Source organism: Pseudomonas sp. Colony2, assembly GCF_019382755.1.
GTDB lineage: Bacteria > Pseudomonadota > Gammaproteobacteria > Pseudomonadales > Pseudomonadaceae > Aquipseudomonas.
Genome location: NZ_CP080030.1, coordinates 6,718,970 through 6,736,433, shown reverse-complemented (window position 1 = coordinate 6,736,433; position 17,464 = coordinate 6,718,970). Strand labels below are relative to the sequence as shown.

At 63.1% G+C, this 17,464-nt stretch carries 15 protein-coding genes; 7 read left to right on the top strand and 8 right to left on the bottom strand.

The window, feature by feature from the left end:
• Position 1 precedes the first annotated feature (1 nt).
• A complete protein-coding gene (locus JV201_RS27585) occupies positions 2-637 on the bottom strand; it encodes a C40 family peptidase (RefSeq protein WP_023659314.1) in 636 nt (211 codons plus the stop codon).
• A 250-nt stretch (positions 638-887) separates the two neighbouring features.
• Here JV201_RS27585 and JV201_RS27580 point away from each other — a divergent pair, with 250 nt between their 5' ends.
• Positions 888-1,316: a TM2 domain-containing protein gene (locus JV201_RS27580; protein WP_003213752.1), complete on the top strand. Its 429-nt coding sequence runs from the start codon at positions 888-890 to the stop codon at positions 1,314-1,316.
• A gap of 134 nt (positions 1,317-1,450) precedes the next feature.
• Here the strand turns inward: JV201_RS27580 and JV201_RS27575 are convergent, their stop codons facing one another.
• The 7 genes from JV201_RS27575 to gshB all read right to left on the bottom strand — a co-directional run bounded on the left by JV201_RS27575 (position 1,451) and on the right by gshB (position 7,331).
• Positions 1,451-2,722, bottom strand: a complete 1,272-nt coding sequence (locus JV201_RS27575; protein ID WP_003213750.1) for a dihydroorotase — start codon at positions 2,720-2,722, stop codon at positions 1,451-1,453.
• A complete protein-coding gene (locus JV201_RS27570) occupies positions 2,719-3,723 on the bottom strand; it encodes an aspartate carbamoyltransferase catalytic subunit (protein WP_003213748.1) in 1,005 nt (334 codons plus the stop codon). The genes JV201_RS27575 and JV201_RS27570 overlap by 4 nt, the downstream gene beginning before the upstream one ends.
• Before the next feature lie 24 nt (positions 3,724-3,747).
• A complete protein-coding gene (gene pyrR, locus JV201_RS27565) occupies positions 3,748-4,254 on the bottom strand; it encodes a bifunctional pyr operon transcriptional regulator/uracil phosphoribosyltransferase PyrR (RefSeq protein WP_003213746.1) in 507 nt (168 codons plus the stop codon).
• Positions 4,255-4,326: 72 nt separating this feature from the next.
• Positions 4,327-4,764: a Holliday junction resolvase RuvX gene (gene ruvX, locus JV201_RS27560; RefSeq protein WP_003213744.1), complete on the bottom strand. Its 438-nt coding sequence runs from the start codon at positions 4,762-4,764 to the stop codon at positions 4,327-4,329.
• Positions 4,764-5,333, bottom strand: a complete 570-nt coding sequence (locus JV201_RS27555; protein WP_003213742.1) for a YqgE/AlgH family protein — start codon at positions 5,331-5,333, stop codon at positions 4,764-4,766. The genes ruvX and JV201_RS27555 overlap by 1 nt, the downstream gene beginning before the upstream one ends.
• A gap of 67 nt (positions 5,334-5,400) precedes the next feature.
• Complete coding sequence (locus JV201_RS27550; protein WP_003213740.1) at positions 5,401-6,300, bottom strand: energy transducer TonB; 900 nt, start codon at positions 6,298-6,300, stop codon at positions 5,401-5,403.
• Between the two features lie 77 nt (positions 6,301-6,377).
• Positions 6,378-7,331 (bottom strand): glutathione synthase, encoded by a 954-nt coding sequence (gene gshB, locus JV201_RS27545; RefSeq protein WP_219406261.1) that lies wholly within the window; start codon positions 7,329-7,331, stop codon positions 6,378-6,380.
• A 239-nt stretch (positions 7,332-7,570) separates the two neighbouring features.
• Between gshB and pilG the strand changes: the two genes are divergently transcribed.
• The 6 genes from pilG (at position 7,571) to JV201_RS27515 (ending at position 17,463) form a co-directional block, all read left to right on the top strand.
• On the top strand, positions 7,571-7,978 hold the full coding sequence (pilG, locus tag JV201_RS27540; protein WP_003213736.1) for a twitching motility response regulator PilG: 408 nt from the start codon (positions 7,571-7,573) through the stop codon (positions 7,976-7,978).
• A 47-nt stretch (positions 7,979-8,025) separates the two neighbouring features.
• Complete coding sequence (pilH, locus tag JV201_RS27535; protein ID WP_003213734.1) at positions 8,026-8,391, top strand: twitching motility response regulator PilH; 366 nt, start codon at positions 8,026-8,028, stop codon at positions 8,389-8,391.
• A gap of 12 nt (positions 8,392-8,403) precedes the next feature.
• A complete protein-coding gene (locus tag JV201_RS27530) occupies positions 8,404-8,928 on the top strand; it encodes a chemotaxis protein CheW (protein WP_219406260.1) in 525 nt (174 codons plus the stop codon).
• Positions 8,925-10,976 (top strand): methyl-accepting chemotaxis protein, encoded by a 2,052-nt coding sequence (locus JV201_RS27525; RefSeq protein WP_008434142.1) that lies wholly within the window; start codon positions 8,925-8,927, stop codon positions 10,974-10,976. The genes JV201_RS27530 and JV201_RS27525 overlap by 4 nt, the downstream gene beginning before the upstream one ends.
• A gap of 198 nt (positions 10,977-11,174) precedes the next feature.
• Positions 11,175-17,015 carry an Hpt domain-containing protein gene (locus JV201_RS27520; protein WP_219406259.1) on the top strand — a complete coding sequence of 1,947 codons (5,841 nt, stop codon included), beginning with the start codon at positions 11,175-11,177 and terminating at the stop codon, positions 17,013-17,015.
• On the top strand, positions 17,008-17,463 hold the full coding sequence (locus JV201_RS27515) for a chemotaxis protein CheW (RefSeq protein WP_219406258.1): 456 nt from the start codon (positions 17,008-17,010) through the stop codon (positions 17,461-17,463). The genes JV201_RS27520 and JV201_RS27515 overlap by 8 nt, the downstream gene beginning before the upstream one ends.
• Position 17,464: the final 1 nt, after the last annotated feature.

Genomic DNA, 17,464 nt, shown 5'->3' with positions numbered 1-17,464 from the left:
ATCAGCGCTGCACAATCCGCAGATTGTTCTGCTCTTTAGGCAGGACACGCTTGGCAATCACGTAGTTCTTGTCCCAGAACGGCTTCTTCAGCGTATCGATGCTCACGGACTTGCCACGACGCGGTGCGTGGATGAAACGGTCGTTGCCCAGGTAGATGGCAACGTGGTTCACCTGGCGGCTCTTCAGTTTGAAGAACAGCAGGTCACCCGGTTTCAAATCCTTGCGCTCAACCTTCAGCCCGTGGCCGGCGGCCATGGCGTTGGAAGTGCGCGGCAAATCCACGGCTTTTACGTCGTTAAACGCATATTTCACCAAACCACTGCAGTCGAACCCTTTACTTGGGCTGCTGCCGCCCCAACGATAAGGAGTACCGAGCACGTTGACGGCACGGCTGAGGACGTTGCTGCTTTGCTTGGTGTTGACGGCCATCAGCCCTGGCGCCGCATTACCGTGGGCCTTGCTCAGTTGAGTCGGGCGCTTCACGGTCAGCTTTACCGATTTGGCGGAGCTGGTGGTGGCGTGAACTTTAGGGGTGAAACCGTTAACGTTGGGAAGTCGTTGCTCACGATTGGTGGCGTGGGCGGCCAGTGGCATTAATAGGCAAATGGTTAGCCATGTCTTGAAAAATGGTCGCATTAGGCGTGGCTCTTTTTGGTTTGCGCGCAACTTTATAACAGCTTTTTGTGTCGTGCTAAGGCCGTTTGTCGACTGAACCCTGGGGTCAAATTCAGGAAAACCGTGACGAATTGCCGCGATTGTCCTACACAAGTCAGGCGGTATAAGGCTTTGAGGGAAGCGAAGATACCATTTGCCGCATGTCGGGCGCCCGTAAAAAAGTCACAAAGAAACCAGAAATATTTATCTATCGAGGCTAAAGAGGTACTCCATGAACACCTATCGACAGGATGTTTCGCAACAAGACACCCACAGCAAGGTGATCGGCTACCTGCTTTGGATTTTCGGTTTTACCGGTGCTCACCGCTTTTATTACGGCAAGCCGGTGACCGGGACGATCTGGTTTTTCACCTTCGGTTTGTTCGGGATTGGCTGGTTGATCGACTTGTTCCTGATTCCGGCAATGGACCGCGAAGCGGACCTGCGATTTACCGCCGGGCCGATCGAGTACAACGTGGCCTGGATTCTGTTGGCGTTCCTGGGTGTGTTCGGTTTGCACCGCATGTATCAGGGCAAATGGATCAGCGGGATCATTTACCTGCTGACCGGGGGCTTGTTCCTGATCGGGGTGCTGTATGACTTCTGGACGCTGAATACGCAGATTTCGATCCGCAATGCCGAGCGCAACGGCGGCCGATAAGATTTGTGAAGATCCAAATGTGGGAGCGGGCTTGCTTGCGAATGCGATGTGTCAGTCGACATCTCTATTGACTGACCCACCGCTTTCGCGAGCAAGCCCGCTCCCACATTTACTGTGCCCACTCCGGATTGGATTTAAGCCTGGTAGCTGATCCGCCCATCCACCAGCGTGTACCGCACAGTCGCCGGCAGGCTATGGCCGATGAATGGGCAGTTTTCACCCTTGGACAGCCAGTGTTCCCCGGCAATCGTGGAGCTGGCCGGATCAAACAGCACCAGGTCCGCCGCCGAGCCCACCGCCAGCTTGCCCGCCGGCAGGCGCAGCGCCTCGGCAGGGCCCGCACTGAGACGCGCCAGCAGGGTCGGCAGGTCCAGCAAACCATCTTCCACCAACGTCATTGCCAGCGGCAGCAACAGCTCGACGCTGCTGATGCCTGGCTCCGTCGCGCCGAACGGCGCCAGCTTGGCATCCCGCTCGTGGGGTTGGTGATGGCTGGAAATCGCCGAAACCACCCCGGACTTCACCGCCGCCCGCAAACCGTCACGGTCAGCGCGGGTACGCAGTGGCGGCTGCACGTGATACAGGCTGGAGAAGTCGATCAGCGCCTCATCCGTCAGAATCAGCTGATACAGCGCCACATCCGCCGTCACCGGCAATCCGCGGGCTTGGGCCTGAGCGATCAGGGCCACGCCGCGAGCGCTGGTCAGCTGGCTGAAGTGCGCGCGTACGCCGCTTTGTTCCACCAGCAGCAGGTCGCGGGCCAGGGCCACGGTCTCGGCGGTTTCCGGGATGCCCGGCAGGCCGAGGAAGCTCGCGGTGGCGCCTTCGTGGGCCAGGCCGCCTTCGGCCAGGTCACGGTCCTGGGAGTGGAAAATCACGGTCAGGTCGAAAGTCGCCGCATATTCCAGCGCACGGCACAGGGTGCGGGTGCTGCGAAAGCTCTCCAGGCCGTTGCCGAAGGCCACGCAGCCTGCGTCGCGCAGGGCGATCAGCTCGGCCAGTTGTTCGCCGTCCAGGCCTTTGCTCAGGGCGCCGATGGGGAACACTTTGCAGTTGCCGGCTTCGCGGGCGCGGTCGAGGATCAGTTCGGTCACCGCCGAGGTGTCCAGCACCGGTTTGGTGTGGGGCGGGCAGCACAGGCTGGTCACGCCACCGGCAGCGGCGGCGCGGGTTTCGCTGGTAATGTTGCCCTTGCGGCTGTAGCCCGGCTCACGCAGGGCGACGTTCAGGTCAACCAGGCCAGGCGCGGCGATCAGGCCTTTGGCGTCGATAGTTTCGCTGGCGCTGAAGCCTGCGGGTGCGGCGCCGATGGCAATGATCTTGCCGGCTTCCAGGTGCAGATCGGTGACTTGATCCAGGCCGCTGGCCGGATCGATGACTCGGGCGCCGAGAATGCTGAGCTTCACTGGGCGTTCTCCTGCTCGAATTGACGTTGCGCGGTTTGCCCGCTCATGGCCATGGACAACACCGCCATGCGGATGGCGATGCCGTACGTGACCTGGTTGAGAATCACCGACTGCGCGCCATCGGCCACCGCCGACTCAATCTCCACGCCACGGTTGATTGGCCCCGGGTGCATCACGATGGCGTCCGGCTTGGCGCCGGCCAGGCGTGCGGTGGTCAGGCCGAACAGGCGATAGAACTCGCCTTCGCTCGGCAGCAGGCCGCCCGCCATACGCTCGCGCTGCAAGCGCAGCATGATCACCACGTCCACATCCTTCAGGCCTTCGGCCATGTCGGTGTAGACCTTCACGCCGTACTGCTCGATACCGATCGGCAGCAGGGTCTTGGGGGCGATCACGCGGATGTCCGGGCAACCCAGGGTTTTCAGGGCCAGCATGTTCGAGCGCGCAACCCGCGAGTGCAGGATGTCGCCGACAATGGCCACCGAGAGGTTTTCAAAGCTGCCCTTGTGCCGCCGGATGGTCAGCATGTCGAGCATGCCCTGGGTCGGGTGGGCGTGACGGCCGTCGCCGCCGTTGATGATCGCCACATTCGGGCACACGTGCTCGGCGATGAAGTGCGCAGCACCGGAATCGCCGTGGCGCACCACGAACATGTCGGCGGCCATGGCTTCCAGGTTGCGCAGGGTGTCGAGCAGGGTTTCGCCCTTGCTCGCCGACGAGGTGGACACGTTCAGCGTGATCACGTCAGCCGACAGGCGTTGGGCCGCCAGTTCAAAGGTGGTGCGGGTGCGGGTCGAGTTCTCGAAGAACACGTTGCAGATGGTCTTGCCGCGCAGCAACGGGACTTTCTTCACCGCCCGGCCGCCGACTTCGAGAAACGAGTCGGCCGTGTCGAGGATTTCGGTGAGCAGTTCGCGGGGCAAGCCGTCGAGGGACAGGAAGTGTTGCAGCTGGCCCTGAGCATTGAGCTGCAGCGGGCGCTTGGCATCTAGAGGCGTCATCGCGGGGACTCTTTACAAGGCGGTTTAAAGGGCAAGGTCTTGCAGTTCGAGTTCGAGCGGCGTGGGACCGGACAATTTTACCCGCTGGTGGGCTTCCAGGGACAGGGTGGCGCCGACCACGTCCGGGCTGATCGGCAATTCGCCGGCGTCCAGGTCCAGCAGGCAGACCAGGGTCACGCTGGCCGGGCGGCCGTAGTCGAACAGTTCGTTCATCGCGGCACGTATGGTGCGACCGCTCATCAGCACGTCATCGATCAGCACCAGGTGCTGGCCTTCGATCTCGAAGGGCAGGGCCGAGGGGCGCACTTGCGGGTGCAGGCCGTTCTGGCTGAAGTCGTCACGATAGAAAGACACGTCCAGGGTGCCCAGGGGCGAGTCGCTGCCCAGTTCTTCCAGCAGCGCCTGGGCCACCCACACGCCACCGGTGCGGATGCCGATAAAGCGCGGTTCGCTGATGGCACGGTGTTCCAGGTGCGCCTTGAGGCGGATCGCCATCTGGCTGATCAGGTCGGCGGGATTGGGCAGGCTCATGGGTGCTCCTTCTAGGCCTCGCGCAGGCAAGGTCCGGGCTCAAACGTAAGAAGACGCGGCAAGCCGCGTCAGTCAGGATTCAAATAAAGCGGTGTTTTCATCCAGCCAGCCCTGCAACAGCAGGGCCGCGGCGATGGCATCCACCGGGTTGTCGCGGTAACTGCCTTTCTGCCCGCCACGGTCACGGCGCTCGCCCTTGGCTTCGAACGTGGTCAGGCGTTCGTCGTGGGTATAGAAGGGCAGGTTGTAGCGGCCGTTCAGGCGGCGGGCGAACTTTTCGGCCCGCAGGCACATCTCGCTCGGGGTGCCGTCCATGTTCAGCGGCAGGCCGACCACCACGGCGTCGGGCTTCCACTCCTTGATCAGGGCTTCGACCTGGTTCCAGTCCGGCACGCCGTTCTGGGCCTTCAGGGTGCACAGCTCGCGGGCCTGGCCGGTAATCACCTGGCCGACGGCGACGCCGATCTGTTTGGTGCCGTAGTCGAAACCGAGGATCAGACGCAAGGCCATCAGGCGTGCCCCGCCTGGCTGGTCAGCAGGCTGAGGTTGATCCGCAGCTTGGCGGCGGCCGCTTCCAGGCGCAGTTCGCTGGGGGTGTTGAACAGGATGTCGGCATCGAACGGGCAGGTCAGCCAGGCATTGCTCGCCAGCTCCGCCTCCAGTTGCCCGGCTTCCCAGCCGGCGTAGCCGAGGGTGATCACACTTTGATCAGGCCCCACGCCGTCGGCAATCGCGAACAGGACGTCCTGGGACGTGGACAGGGACAACCCTTCAAGGTCCACGGTCGCCTGGAATTTCGGCCCGGTGGGGTGCAGCACAAAACCCCGGTCCGTCTGCACCGGCCCGCCGATGTAGATCGGTACGTGCTGGCAGCTGGCGGGTGGGTCGATGTCCGGGCGCAGTTGCTCGAGGATATCGGCCAGGTTCAGGTCTTGCGGGCGGTTGACCACCAACCCCATCGCACCATTGGCGGTGTGCTCGACGATGTAGGTCAAGGTCTGCGCAAAGTTCGGGTCGGCCATATGGGGCATGGCGATCAGGAATTGGTGCTTGAGGTAGGTCGGGCTGACATTTTTCATGTCCGCTAGTGTGGCGTTGGAGGGGCGAACTGACAAGCTGAGGATGCGCAGGAAATCACCGCCAGCATCAATTGCTCGACAGCCGATCACCCTTGGCAAAGCGCCAGGTGCGAATGATTTCCAGGCGGTCGATGTCGTTCAGGTCCCCGGTAAACGGCGCAAAAGGCGCCGCCAGGCGCACGATGCGTTGCGCTGCCTGGTCCAGCAGCGGTTGGCCGGAGGACTCCAGCACCTGCACCTCGTACAAGGTGCCGTCGCGGTTGATCGACACCAGCAGTCGCAAATTGCCGTAGATCTGCTGGCGACGGGCTTCGTCCGGGTAGTTCAGGTTGCCGATGCGCTCGACCTTCTTGCGCCACTCATCCTTATACCAGGCGCCTTTGTCGCGCATGGTGGAGGCGGCGTTGAGGCGGTAGATCCGCGGGCGCTTGGCGTACAGCTGTTGTTCGTGGGCCAGTTCGGCTTCCAGGCTGGAGATCTCACTGGAGAGTTGCGAGCTGTCAAAAGTCGGGGCCGGCGGGGCAGGCGTGGGTTCGGTCTTGGCCTTTTCGCGCTGGGTCGGGGCTTTTTGCGGCTTGGGCGCCACGGTGGTGACCGCCGCCTTGGGGGCGGCCTGTTTCACCTCCGGCTTGGGCGCCGGCGGTGGCGTGACCTTATTGACCTTGTTGTCCTGGAATGGCGCGACTTCAGTGGTCTTGGGCACGGCCTTCTTGTCGAGGGTGCCGCTGCCTTGCTGGTTGTCCTGGGCGAGAAAGTCGGCTTTTTCGGGCTTTTTTTCGCTTTTGAACGTGGCGAGGGTGATTTCCAGGGTCTTGGTGATCTGCTTGGGTTCGGCAAAGGTGAAGCCCAGGCCGAGGATCAGCGCCAGGTGAATCAACGCCGCCAGAAACAGGGTAAATCCGAGCCGATCAGCCGGGCGCACGCCGCTGTGGGAGAGTTCGGGGGGCAGATCGGACGGGAGCGTCATGACAAGAAAACCAACATCGCGCGTTTCACAGGTGGCGCATGATAACGCAATGTTGGTTTGTGTCCGGCTGTTCTATGTCACTTGGCTTGTAGCTTGGCGGCAATCGCAGCCATCAGCATTTCGCCGATGTTCGTGCCAAATGCGTTGTCGATCTCGCGAATACAGGTCGGGCTGGTGACGTTGATTTCGGTGAGGTTCTCGCCGATTACGTCCAGGCCTACGAACAGCAGGCCTTTTTCGCGCAGGCTCGGGCCGACTTGGGCTGCAATCCAGCGATCCTTGTCCGTCAGCGGGCGGGCTTCACCCCGGCCACCGGCGGCCAGGTTGCCGCGGGTCTCGCCGGCGGCCGGAATGCGCGCCAGGCAGTAAGGCACCGGCTCGCCGTCGATCATCAGGATGCGCTTGTCGCCGTCCTTGATCGCCGGAATGTAGGCCTGGCCCATGATCTGCTGGGTGCCCAGCGCAGTCAGGGTCTCCAGGATCACCGACAGGTTCGGGTCGCCGGCGCGGTGGCGGAAGATCGAGGTACCGCCCATGCCGTCCAGCGGCTTGAGGATCACATCGCCGTGCTTGGCGGCGAATTCACGCAGCACATCGGCGCGGCGGCTGACCACGGTCGGCGGCGTGCACTGCGGGAACAGCGTGGCGAACAGCTTTTCATTGCAGTCGCGCAGGCTCTGGGGCTTGTTGACGATCAGCACGCCCGCGCGCTCGGCCTGCTCCAGCAGGTAGGTGGAGTAGACGAACTCCATGTCGAACGGCGGATCCTTGCGCATCAGGATCACGTCGAGGTCGCTCAGGGGGCTGTCGATTTCGTCTTGCAGCTCGAACCACTTCTCGGGGTTGGCAAACACCTGCAGGGGGCGCATCCGCGCCCGCGCTTCACCGTCGCCCTGGTAAAGGTCCGGCTGCTCCATATAGAACAGGCTCCAGCCGCGGGCCTGGGCGGCCAGCAGCATGGCCAGCGAGCTGTCCTTTTTATAGGAAATGCTGGCGATAGGGTCCATGACAATGCCGACGCGAACGCTCATGGGGGATTTCCTCTAGCAAATAAGGGCGCATAAAAGTGGCGTCAGAGTGGCGCTGCGGCTGTTGTGGGTCAAGGAAAAACCACCACGCGGGTCGGCCGATAGATTGCGTTCTGAGACTGTGCTAAAAAGGCTGCCATGGCACATCAGCCCTTGAATTCCGAGGCTTTTGGCGCTCGTCCTGTGCAACATCAGGCAGTACACACCGAAAACCTATTCGCTGTGGCGATGGTAGAGCAGATATGGAACAGCATTCCAACGCCTTGAAAGTGATGGTGATCGACGATTCGAAAACGATTCGCCGCACGGCCGAAACACTGTTGAAGAACGTAGGGTGCGACGTCATCACGGCCATCGACGGTTTCGATGCCCTGGCCAAGATTGTTGACCATCATCCACACATTATCTTTGTCGACATCATGATGCCGCGCCTGGATGGCTATCAGACCTGCGCGCTGGTGAAGAACAACCCGGCGTTCAAGTCGATCCCGGTAATCATGCTGTCCTCCAAGGATGGTCTGTTCGACAAGGCCAAGGGGCGCATCGTCGGCTCTGATCAGTTTTTGACCAAGCCTTTCAGCAAGGAAGAACTGCTGAGCGCGATCAAGGCCTATGTACCGGGCTTCGCCGCAGTAGAACAAGCACACTGACGGGGGCCCCACGAGGGCTTGCGTCTACTAGATAAGTGGGGAAAACCATGGCACGTGTTCTGATCGTCGACGATTCGCCGACTGAAATGTACAAACTGACCGAAATGCTCGAAAAGCACGGTCACACCGTCCTCAAGGCCCAGAACGGCGGCGATGGCGTTGCGCTGGCCCGTCAGGAAAAGCCGGATGCGGTGCTGATGGATATCGTGATGCCGGGCCTCAATGGCTTCCAGGCCACCCGTCAGTTGACCAAAGATGCCGAGACCAGCCACATCCCGGTGATCATCATCACCACCAAGGATCAGGAAACCGACAAGATCTGGGGCGAGCGCCAGGGCGCCAAGGATTACCTGACCAAGCCGGTAGACGAAGAAACCCTGATCGCCACCCTGAACAAGGTGCTGGCCGGCTGACGGCACGTTCCCATGACCGAGTCGCAAACCGCCTTCGAGCTGCTGCTGGACATCGACCGCCGCTGCCGCTTGCTGGCTGCCGACCTGCCGTCCCAGGAAACCCGGCTGCTCAGCTGGAGCGGGATCGGGTTTCGCCTGGGCGAACACTGGTACGTGGCGCCCATGGGCGAGGTGGCGGAAGTGCTGCACGAACCGCGCTGTACCTTGATGCCCGGGGTCAAGCCGTGGATCAAGGGCGTGGCCAACCTGCGCGGGCGCTTGCTGCCGGTGATGGACCTGGGCGGTTTCCTTGGCCTTGAGCTGTCAGTGGCGCGCAAACAACGGCGGGTGCTGGTGGTGGAGTATCAGGACGTGTTTGTCGGCCTGTTGGTGGACGAGGTGGTGGGCATGCAGCATTTCGCACAAGACGCGTTGTCGACGAGCACCGCAGGCGGCGCGCCGTTTATCCAGGGCCAGTTCAACGGCGACCAGCTGTGGCAGGTCTTCAGCCCCTTCGCCCTGGCCCAGGCTCCAGGTTTCATGGATGTCGCCGCATGAGTACCGTCACCCCGGTCAAACCCCAGGAAGCCTCCCGCAGCCGCTCGCAGATCATCGTGCTGTTTATCGCGCTGATCGTGTTCATCATGCTGCTGTTCGCCAACTTCGCGTACCTCAACACCCAGTCCACCTACGACAAACAGTACATCGGCCACGCCGGTGAGCTGCGGGTGCTGTCCCAGCGCATCGCCAAGAACGCCACCGAGGCTGCCGCCGGCAAGGCGGCGGCGTTCAAGCTGCTGGGGGATGCGCGCAACGATTTTGCCCAGCGCTGGGGTTACCTGAAAAAAGGCGACCCGGCCACCGGCCTGCCCGCTGCACCCACCGCCGTGCGTGCAGAAATGCGCGCCGTGCAGACCGACTGGGAAGCGCTGCTGAAAAACGCCGATGCGATTCTGGCCAGCGAGCAAACGGTGCTGTCGTTGCATCAAGTGGCCGCGACCCTGGCGGAAACCGTTCCGCAGTTGCAGATGGAGTCGGAAAAGGTTGTCGATATCCTGCTGCAACGCGGCGCACCGGCCAGCCAGGTAGCGTTGGCCCAGCGCCAGTCATTGCTGGCCGAACGCATCCTGGGGGCGGTGAACACCGTGCTGGCGGGGGACGAGACTGCCGTGCAGGCCGCCGATGCCTTCGGCCGCGATGCCAACCGTTTTGGCGTGGTGCTCAGTGGCATGCTCAACGGCAATCCCGGGCTGCGCATCACCCAGGTTGAAGACCACGACGCCCGCGCCCGGTTGGCGGAGATTTCCGAGCTGTTCGAATTCGTCTCCGGTTCCGTGGACGAAATCCTCGAGACCTCGCCGCAGCTGTTCCAGGTGCGCGCCTCGGCGAGCAATATCTTCAACCTGTCGCAAACCCTGCTGGACGAAGCCTCGCACCTGGCCACCGGCTTTGAAAACCTGGCGGACGGGCGCACTTTCGACACCATCGGCGGCTACGTGCTGGGCTTGCTGGCGCTGGCCTCGATCATCCTGATCGGCCTGGTGATGGTCCGCGAGACCAACCGCCAGTTGCGGGAAACCGCCGAGAAGAACGAGCGCAACCAGAACGCGATCATGCGCCTGCTGGATGAGATTGAAGACTTGGCCGACGGCGACCTGACCGTCACCGCCTCGGTCACCGAAGACTTCACCGGCACCATTGCCGACTCCATCAACTATTCCGTGGACCAACTGCGCGACCTGGTGGCCACCATCAACCTCACTGCCGGCCAGGTGGCTGGTGCGGTGCAGGACACCCAGGCCACCGCCATGCACCTGGCCCAAGCGTCGGAGCATCAGGCACAGCAGATTGCCGAAGCGTCCACGGCGATCAACCAGATGGCCCAGTCCATCGACCAGGTGTCGGCCAACGCCGCCGAATCTTCGGCAGTGGCCGAGCGTTCGGTAGAGATTGCCAACAAGGGCAACGAGGTGGTGCACAACACCATCCACGGCATGGACAACATTCGCGAACAGATCCAGGACACCGCCAAGCGCATCAAGCGCCTGGGGGAATCGTCCCAGGAAATTGGCGACATCGTCAGCCTGATCGATGACATCGCCGAGCAGACCAACATCCTCGCGCTCAACGCCGCGATCCAGGCGAGCATGGCCGGTGATGCCGGGCGTGGTTTTGCGGTGGTGGCCGATGAGGTACAGCGCCTTGCCGAGCGTTCTTCGGCGGCGACCCGGCAGATCGAAACCCTGGTGCGAGCGATCCAGACGGATACCAACGAAGCCGTGATTTCCATGGAGCAGACCACCACCGAAGTGGTGCGCGGTGCGCGGCTGGCCCAGGACGCCGGGGTTGCGCTGGAAGAGATCGAAGGCGTGTCGAAAACCCTGGCGGCGCTGATCCAGAGTATCTCCAACGCGGCGCAGCAGCAGACGTCGTCGGCGGGGCAGATTTCCCTGACGATGAACGTGATCCAGCAGATCACCACTCAGACTTCGTCGGGCTCTACGGCCACTGCCGAGAGCATCGGCAACCTGGCAAAAATGGCCAGTCAGTTGCGGCGGTCGGTGTCGGGGTTCACCTTGCCGGCGGCGAAGCGGGTGGATGAGTGAAATGCGCCCTCGAAAACACCGAAAAGCAAATGTGGGAGCGGGCTTGCTCGCGAATGCGGTGTGTCAGTCGCCGACGCTTTGTCTGACCCACCGCATTCGCGAGCAAGCCCGCTCCCACAGTTGATCTCCTTTGTTTTGAGATCGGTGTACGCATGACCCAGCACTACCAGCAACTCATGAATTCAGACGGGAGCGGTTATGGTTGATCGGCACGACTACGTGGCCCTCGAATGGGTCAAGGGCGAAATTGCCGAAACCCTGAAACAGGCCCGCTCGGCGCTGGACGCCTATGTTGAAGAAAGCAGCAGCGAGGCCATCGGCCAGTGCCTGGAATGCATCCATCAGGTGCATGGCAGCCTGTTGATGGTCGAGTTCTACGGCGCGGCCCTGTTCGCTGAAGAAATGGAACAACTGGCCCTCGCCCTGCAAGGCGCGCGCGTCAGCCAGCGCGACGAAGGCATTCGCCTGCTGCAACAGGGCCTTGGCCAACTGCCGCTGTACCTCGACCGCGTACACAGCGCCCGGCGCGACCTGCCCCTGGTGGTGCTGCCGCTGCTCAACGACCTGCGCAGCGTGCGCGGCGAAAGCCTGCTCTCGGAAACCAGCCTGTTCAGCCCGCAACTGCTGGTGATCCCGCCGCTGCCCGAAGACGCCCTGGCCCAGCGCACGCCAGAGGATTTCCCCGAACTGCTGCGCCAGTGGCGGCAGATGCTGCAACAGGCGCTGGTCGGTTTGCTGCGCGAAGACCACGGCCCCAGCAACCTGGAAGACATGGCGCGGGTCTTCGCCCGCCTCGAAGCCCTGTGCCATGGTGCGCCGCTGTTACCGTTGTGGCAGGTCACCTCGGCGCTGGTGGAAGGCATGCTCATTGGCGTGGTTGCCAACAGCCCGGCGTTGCGCAGTTTGCTCAAGGCCTGCGACAAGCAACTCAAGCGCCTGCTGATCCAGGGCATCAACGGCGTCAACACCCCGGCCCCGGATGAGCTGCTCAAGAGCCTGTTGTTCTACGTCGCCAAAGTCACCCGACCGACTCCACGGATGCAAAGTTTGAAAGAACGATATGGCCTCGATGAAGCTTTGCCCGACAGCGCCGTGGTGGACGCCGAACGCGCCCGCCTGGCCGGCCCGGACCGCGACGCGATGGGCTCGGTGCTCGGCGCGTTGTGCGAGGAGCTGGTGAGGGTCAAGGAACGCCTGGACCTGTTCGTACGCAGCGACCGTCAGCACGCCTCGGACCTTGAGGCGTTGCTGGCGCCGCTGCGGCAGATCGCCGATACCCTCGCCGTATTGGGCTTCGGCCAGCCGCGCAAAGTGATCATCGACCAACTGGCGGTGGTACTCGGCCTGGCCCAGGGGCAGCGCGAACCCAACGATGCGGTATTGATGGACGTTGCCGGTGCGTTGCTCTACGTCGAGGCCACGCTGGCCGGGATGGTCGGCACTGTCGAGCCGGAGCGCCGCGAAGAAAGCCGCCTGCCTACCACCGACCTGACGCAGATCCACCACCTCGTCATCCGCGAATCCTGCCAGTGCCTGACACAGGCCAAAGAGCTGGTGATCGACTGCATCGAGGCCCATTGGGACCGCCAGCGCCTGGAGTCGCTGCCCGAGTTGCTGACCCAGGTGCGCGGCGCGCTGGCGATGATTCCGCTGCCCCGTGCGGCGAGCCTGATGCGTGGCTGCAATGACTACGTCAACGAGCAACTGATGGTCGGCGATGCCGCGCCTTCCGAGGCGCAGCTTGAGCATTTTGCCGATGTGCTCACCAGCCTCGAGTACTACCTGGAACGCATGCTTCAGGACCACGACGCCCCGGGCGAACGGGTGCTGGAAGTCGCCGCTGAAGGCCTGGCCGCGCTGGGCTATTTGCCGGCCGAAAAACCCTGGCGCCAGGCACTGCTTGAGCAGGGTGACACGCCCACGGAGCAAACCCCGTTCCTCGCCGATGCGTTGGCCAGCCCCACCTCGCGCCTCAACCCGCCGGCACTCCAGCGTCCCGGCAGCCTGCTGCCGCCGCCCGCCGGTGAAGAGGCCATCGATGATGAACTGCGGGAAGTATTCCTCGAAGAAACCGCCGAAGTTCTCGACGTGCTGCATCGCTATGTGCCTGCCGGCACCGCCAGCCTGGAAGACAAGGCCACCCTGAGCGAAATGCGCCGCGCCTTCCACACCTTGAAAGGCAGTGGCCGCATGGTGCGCGCCCTGGTGTTGGCAGAGCTGGCCTGGGCCGTGGAAAACCTGCTCAACCGCGTGCTGGAGCGCAGCGTCGCGCCGGGCCCGGATGTGCAAGCAGTGCTGGATGACGTGTTGGAATTGCTGCCGGAACTGATCACCGATTTTGCCAACGATGCCCAGCGCCAGCGCGATGACGTAGACGAACTGGCGGCGCGGGCGCACGCCCTGGCCAGCCGTGTCGAACCGTCGGCCACAGACCCGGCCGCCCTGGACCCGCAGTTGCTGGAAATCTTCCGCAACGAAGCCCAGAGCCACCTCGACAGCCTCAACCGCTTCCTGCAACAGGCCACCGAGCACCTGCCGCTGCAAGTCAGTGATGAACTGCAACGCGCACTGCACACCCTCAAAGGCAGCGCCTATATGGCCGGTGTGTTGCCCATCGCCGAACTGGCGCGCCCGCTGGATCACCTGACCCGCGAATACAAGGCCCACCGCCTGCCGCTGGACCTGGATGAAATCGAATTGCTGCTGGAGGCCGAAGCGTTGTTCCAGCGCGGCGTGCGCCAGCTGGACAGTGACCCTCACGCGGCCATCAATGGTGCAGCAGGGCTGATCGAGCGCACGCAAAACCTGCTGAACAGCCAGCTTGAAGCCTTGCTGAATGCGCCCAACACCGGCCTGCGGATCAAGCGCGACCCGCAGTTGATCGCCAACTTCCTGGCCCAGGGCATGGACATCCTGCTGGACGCCGAAAGCCTGCTGCGCCGCTGGCAACAGCACCCCGGCGAACGCCAGGAACTGAGCGCGCTGCTGGACGAACTGACCACCCTCGGCGAAGGCGCGCACCTCGCCGACCTGCACCCGATGGACGAATTGTGCGAAGCCTTGCTCGACCTCTACGGCGCAGTGGAAGAAAGCAGCCTGGCGGTCAGCGAGCGCTTCTTCCACGAGGCCGAACAGGCCCACGAAGCCCTGATCAACATGCTCGACCAACTGGCCGCCGGCCAGGAAATCAGCGCGGCGCCGGCCCGGGTACGCGCCCTGCGCGAGCTGCTGGATGAAGGCCTCGACCCGTCCGCCACCGGCTTGATCAAGACCGATGGCAGCCGCGCGCTGAGCATCTCCGAGCTGGGCGCCGCTACGGCGAAGCTCGATCAGGGTTTTGCGGTGGATGACGAGATCGTCGAGATCTTCCTTGAGGAAGCGGTGGACATCCTCGACAGCGCCGGCCAGTCCTTGAAACGCTGGCTGCTGGACCCGGATAACGCAGCGCCGCTGTCATCGTTGCAGCGGGATTTGCACACCCTCAAGGGTGGCGCGCGCATGGCTGAAATCGGCGCGGTGGGCGACCTGGCCCTTGAGCTGGAAAACCTTTACGAAGGTTTGGTGGACCGGCGCTACAGCTATTCCAGCGAGCTGGCCAATGTGTTGATGGCCAGTCATGAGCGGCTGGCGCTGTTGCTTGAGCAACTGCAACACCAGCAACCGTTGAGCGACTCCTCCGACCTGATCAGCCACTTGCGTGAGTTGCGCCAAGGCACCGGACAAGCGGCGCCCGCAGCGGCCGCCGAAGTCGAGACGCCGGGCAGTGATCCCGAGCTGCTGGATATCTTTCTCGAAGAGGCCGCCGACATCCTCGACAGCTCCGGCGCCGCGCTGTTGCGCTGGCAGGCCGAGCCGAAAAATCGCCAGGAAGTCGAGACACTGCTGCGCGACCTGCACACCCTCAAGGGCGGCGCTCGCATGGTCGAGATCGGCCCGATTGGCGACCTGGCCCATGAGCTGGAGTTTCTCTATGAGGGCTTGTCGGCAGGTTTGCTGGCGCCCTCGGCGGAGCTGTTCGCCTTGCTGCAAGGCTGCCACGACCGCCTGGCGCAGATGATCGATGCGGTGGCGGCGGGCATGCCGGTGGGCTCGGTGGACCTGCTGATCGAGCGCATCAAGGGCCTGGTGCGTCCGGCTGAAGTGACGGACGCACCGCTGGCGTTGACGGCAACCAAAACCGAGGCGGTGCCGGCCAGCGATCCGGCCGCCGACATGGTGAAGATCTCTGCCGACTTGCTGGATGACCTGGTCAACCTGGCGGGTGAAACTTCGATCTTCCGTGGGCGTATCGAGCAGCAGGTCAACGATGCGAGCATCGCCCTCAACGAGGTGGAAACCACCATCGAGCGTATGCGCGATCAACTGCGCCGCCTCGACACCGAGACCCAGGGCCGCATCCTCAGCCGCCAGCAGGCCGAGGCCGAACGCCTGGGCTACGAAGAATTCGACCCGCTGGAAATGGACCGCCATTCCCAGTTGCAACAACTGTCCCGGGCCCTGTTCGAATCGGCTTCCGACCTGCTCGACCTCAAGGAAACCCTCGACCGCCGCAACCAGGACGCCCACAACCTGTTGCAGCAACAGGCGCGCATCAACACCGAGTTGCAGGAAGGCCTGATGCGCACGCGCATGGTGCCCTTCGAACGCATGCTGCCACGGCTTAAACGCATCGTGCGGCAGGTGGCGGGCGAGCTGGGCAAGGACGTGGAATTTATCGTCGGCAATGCCGAAGGCGAGATGGACCGCAACGTGCTGGAGCGCATGGTCGCGCCGCTGGAACACATGCTGCGCAACGCCGTCGACCACGGCCTGGAATCCCGCGATGCACGATTGCTGGCCGGTAAACCCGAGAAAGGCCGCATCACCCTGGACCTGACCCACGAAGGCGGCGACATCGTTTTCGACATGCGCGACGACGGCGCCGGCGTGCCGCTTGAAGCCGTGCGGCGCAAGGCGATCAAGCGTGGCTTGCTCGACCCCAACCTGGAAATCAGCGACCGCGACGTGTTGCAGTTCATCCTGCAACCGGGGTTTTCCACTGCCGAAAAAATCACCCAGATTTCCGGGCGTGGCGTGGGCATGGACGTGGTGCATGAAGAAGTGCGCCAGCTGGGCGGCTCGATGGTCATCGACTCGACGCCGGGAGAGGGCGTGCACTTTCGCATTCGCCTGCCGTTCACCGTGTCGGTCAACCGGGCGATGATGGTGCAGTGTGCCGACGATCAATACGCGATCCCGCTGAACACCATCGAAGGGCTGGTGCGGGTCATGCCCCATGAGCTGGAAGGGCACTATCAGCAGGACCCGCCGCGCTACGAATACGCCGGCCAACGCTACGAACTGTTCTACCTCGGCGACCTGCTGCACACCGTCGGCCGGCCGAACCTGCTGGGCCAGTACCAGCCGCTGCCGGTGCTGCTGGTGCAATGCAACGAACGGCGCGTGGCGGTGCAAGTGGACGCCATGGCCGGCACCCGGGAGATCGTAGTCAAGGGCCTGGGGCCGCAGTTTGCCGGGGTGAAGGGCGTGTCTGGCGCAACCATCCTTGGCGATGGCCGCGTGGTGCTGATCATCGACCTGATGGCGCATATCCGCGCCCGGCCACCGGCGTTGCCGGCCCAGGCGGCGGACGCTCCGTTGATCCTCAACGACCCGCTGAAAAAGCGCCCGCTGCTGGTGCTGGTGGTGGACGACTCGGTCACCGTGCGCAAAGTCACCAGCCGCCTGCTGGAGCGCAACGGCATGAACGTGCTCACCGCCAAGGACGGCATCGACGCCATGGCCGTGCTGGAAGAGCACACCCCGGACCTGATGCTGCTCGACATCGAAATGCCGCGCATGGACGGCTTCGAAGTGGCCATCCAGGTGCGCGACGACCCGCGGCTGATGCGCATGCCCATCATCATGATCACCTCCCGCACCGGGCAAAAACACCGTGATCGTGCGATGGCGATTGGCGTCAACGACTACCTCGGCAAGCCTTATCAAGAGTCGGTGCTGCTGGAAAGCATCGCTTACTGGAGCAAGTCCCGTGCTTGATCACCGCGCAACTCAACTCACCGGCTTGCTGCTGCCATTGGCCGACCGTCAGCTGTTGTTGCCCAACGTCGCCGTGGCCGAGCTGATCGACTTCCAGCGCGGCGAACCGGCCAGTGATGCGCCGCCGTGGTATTTGCGGCAGGTTACCTGGCGGGATCGGCAGTTACCGTTGATCAGCTTTGAGGCCGCGTGTGGCGAGTCGGGCGTGGTGGGAGAGCGCGCGCGGATTGTGGTGTTGAACACCCTCGGAGGACGGCCGACGTTGAAGTTTATTGCGTTGGTGATCCAGGGGATTCCGCGTTCGTACAAGCTCGATAGCCAGTTGAGTTATGTGGACGTGCCGTTGTGCCCGCTGGAGTTGGCGGCGGTGCAGGTGGGGGAGCATGTGGCCAGGGTGCCGGACTTGATGGGATTGGAGGCGTTGTTGGTCGAGGCCGGATTGGCCTGAG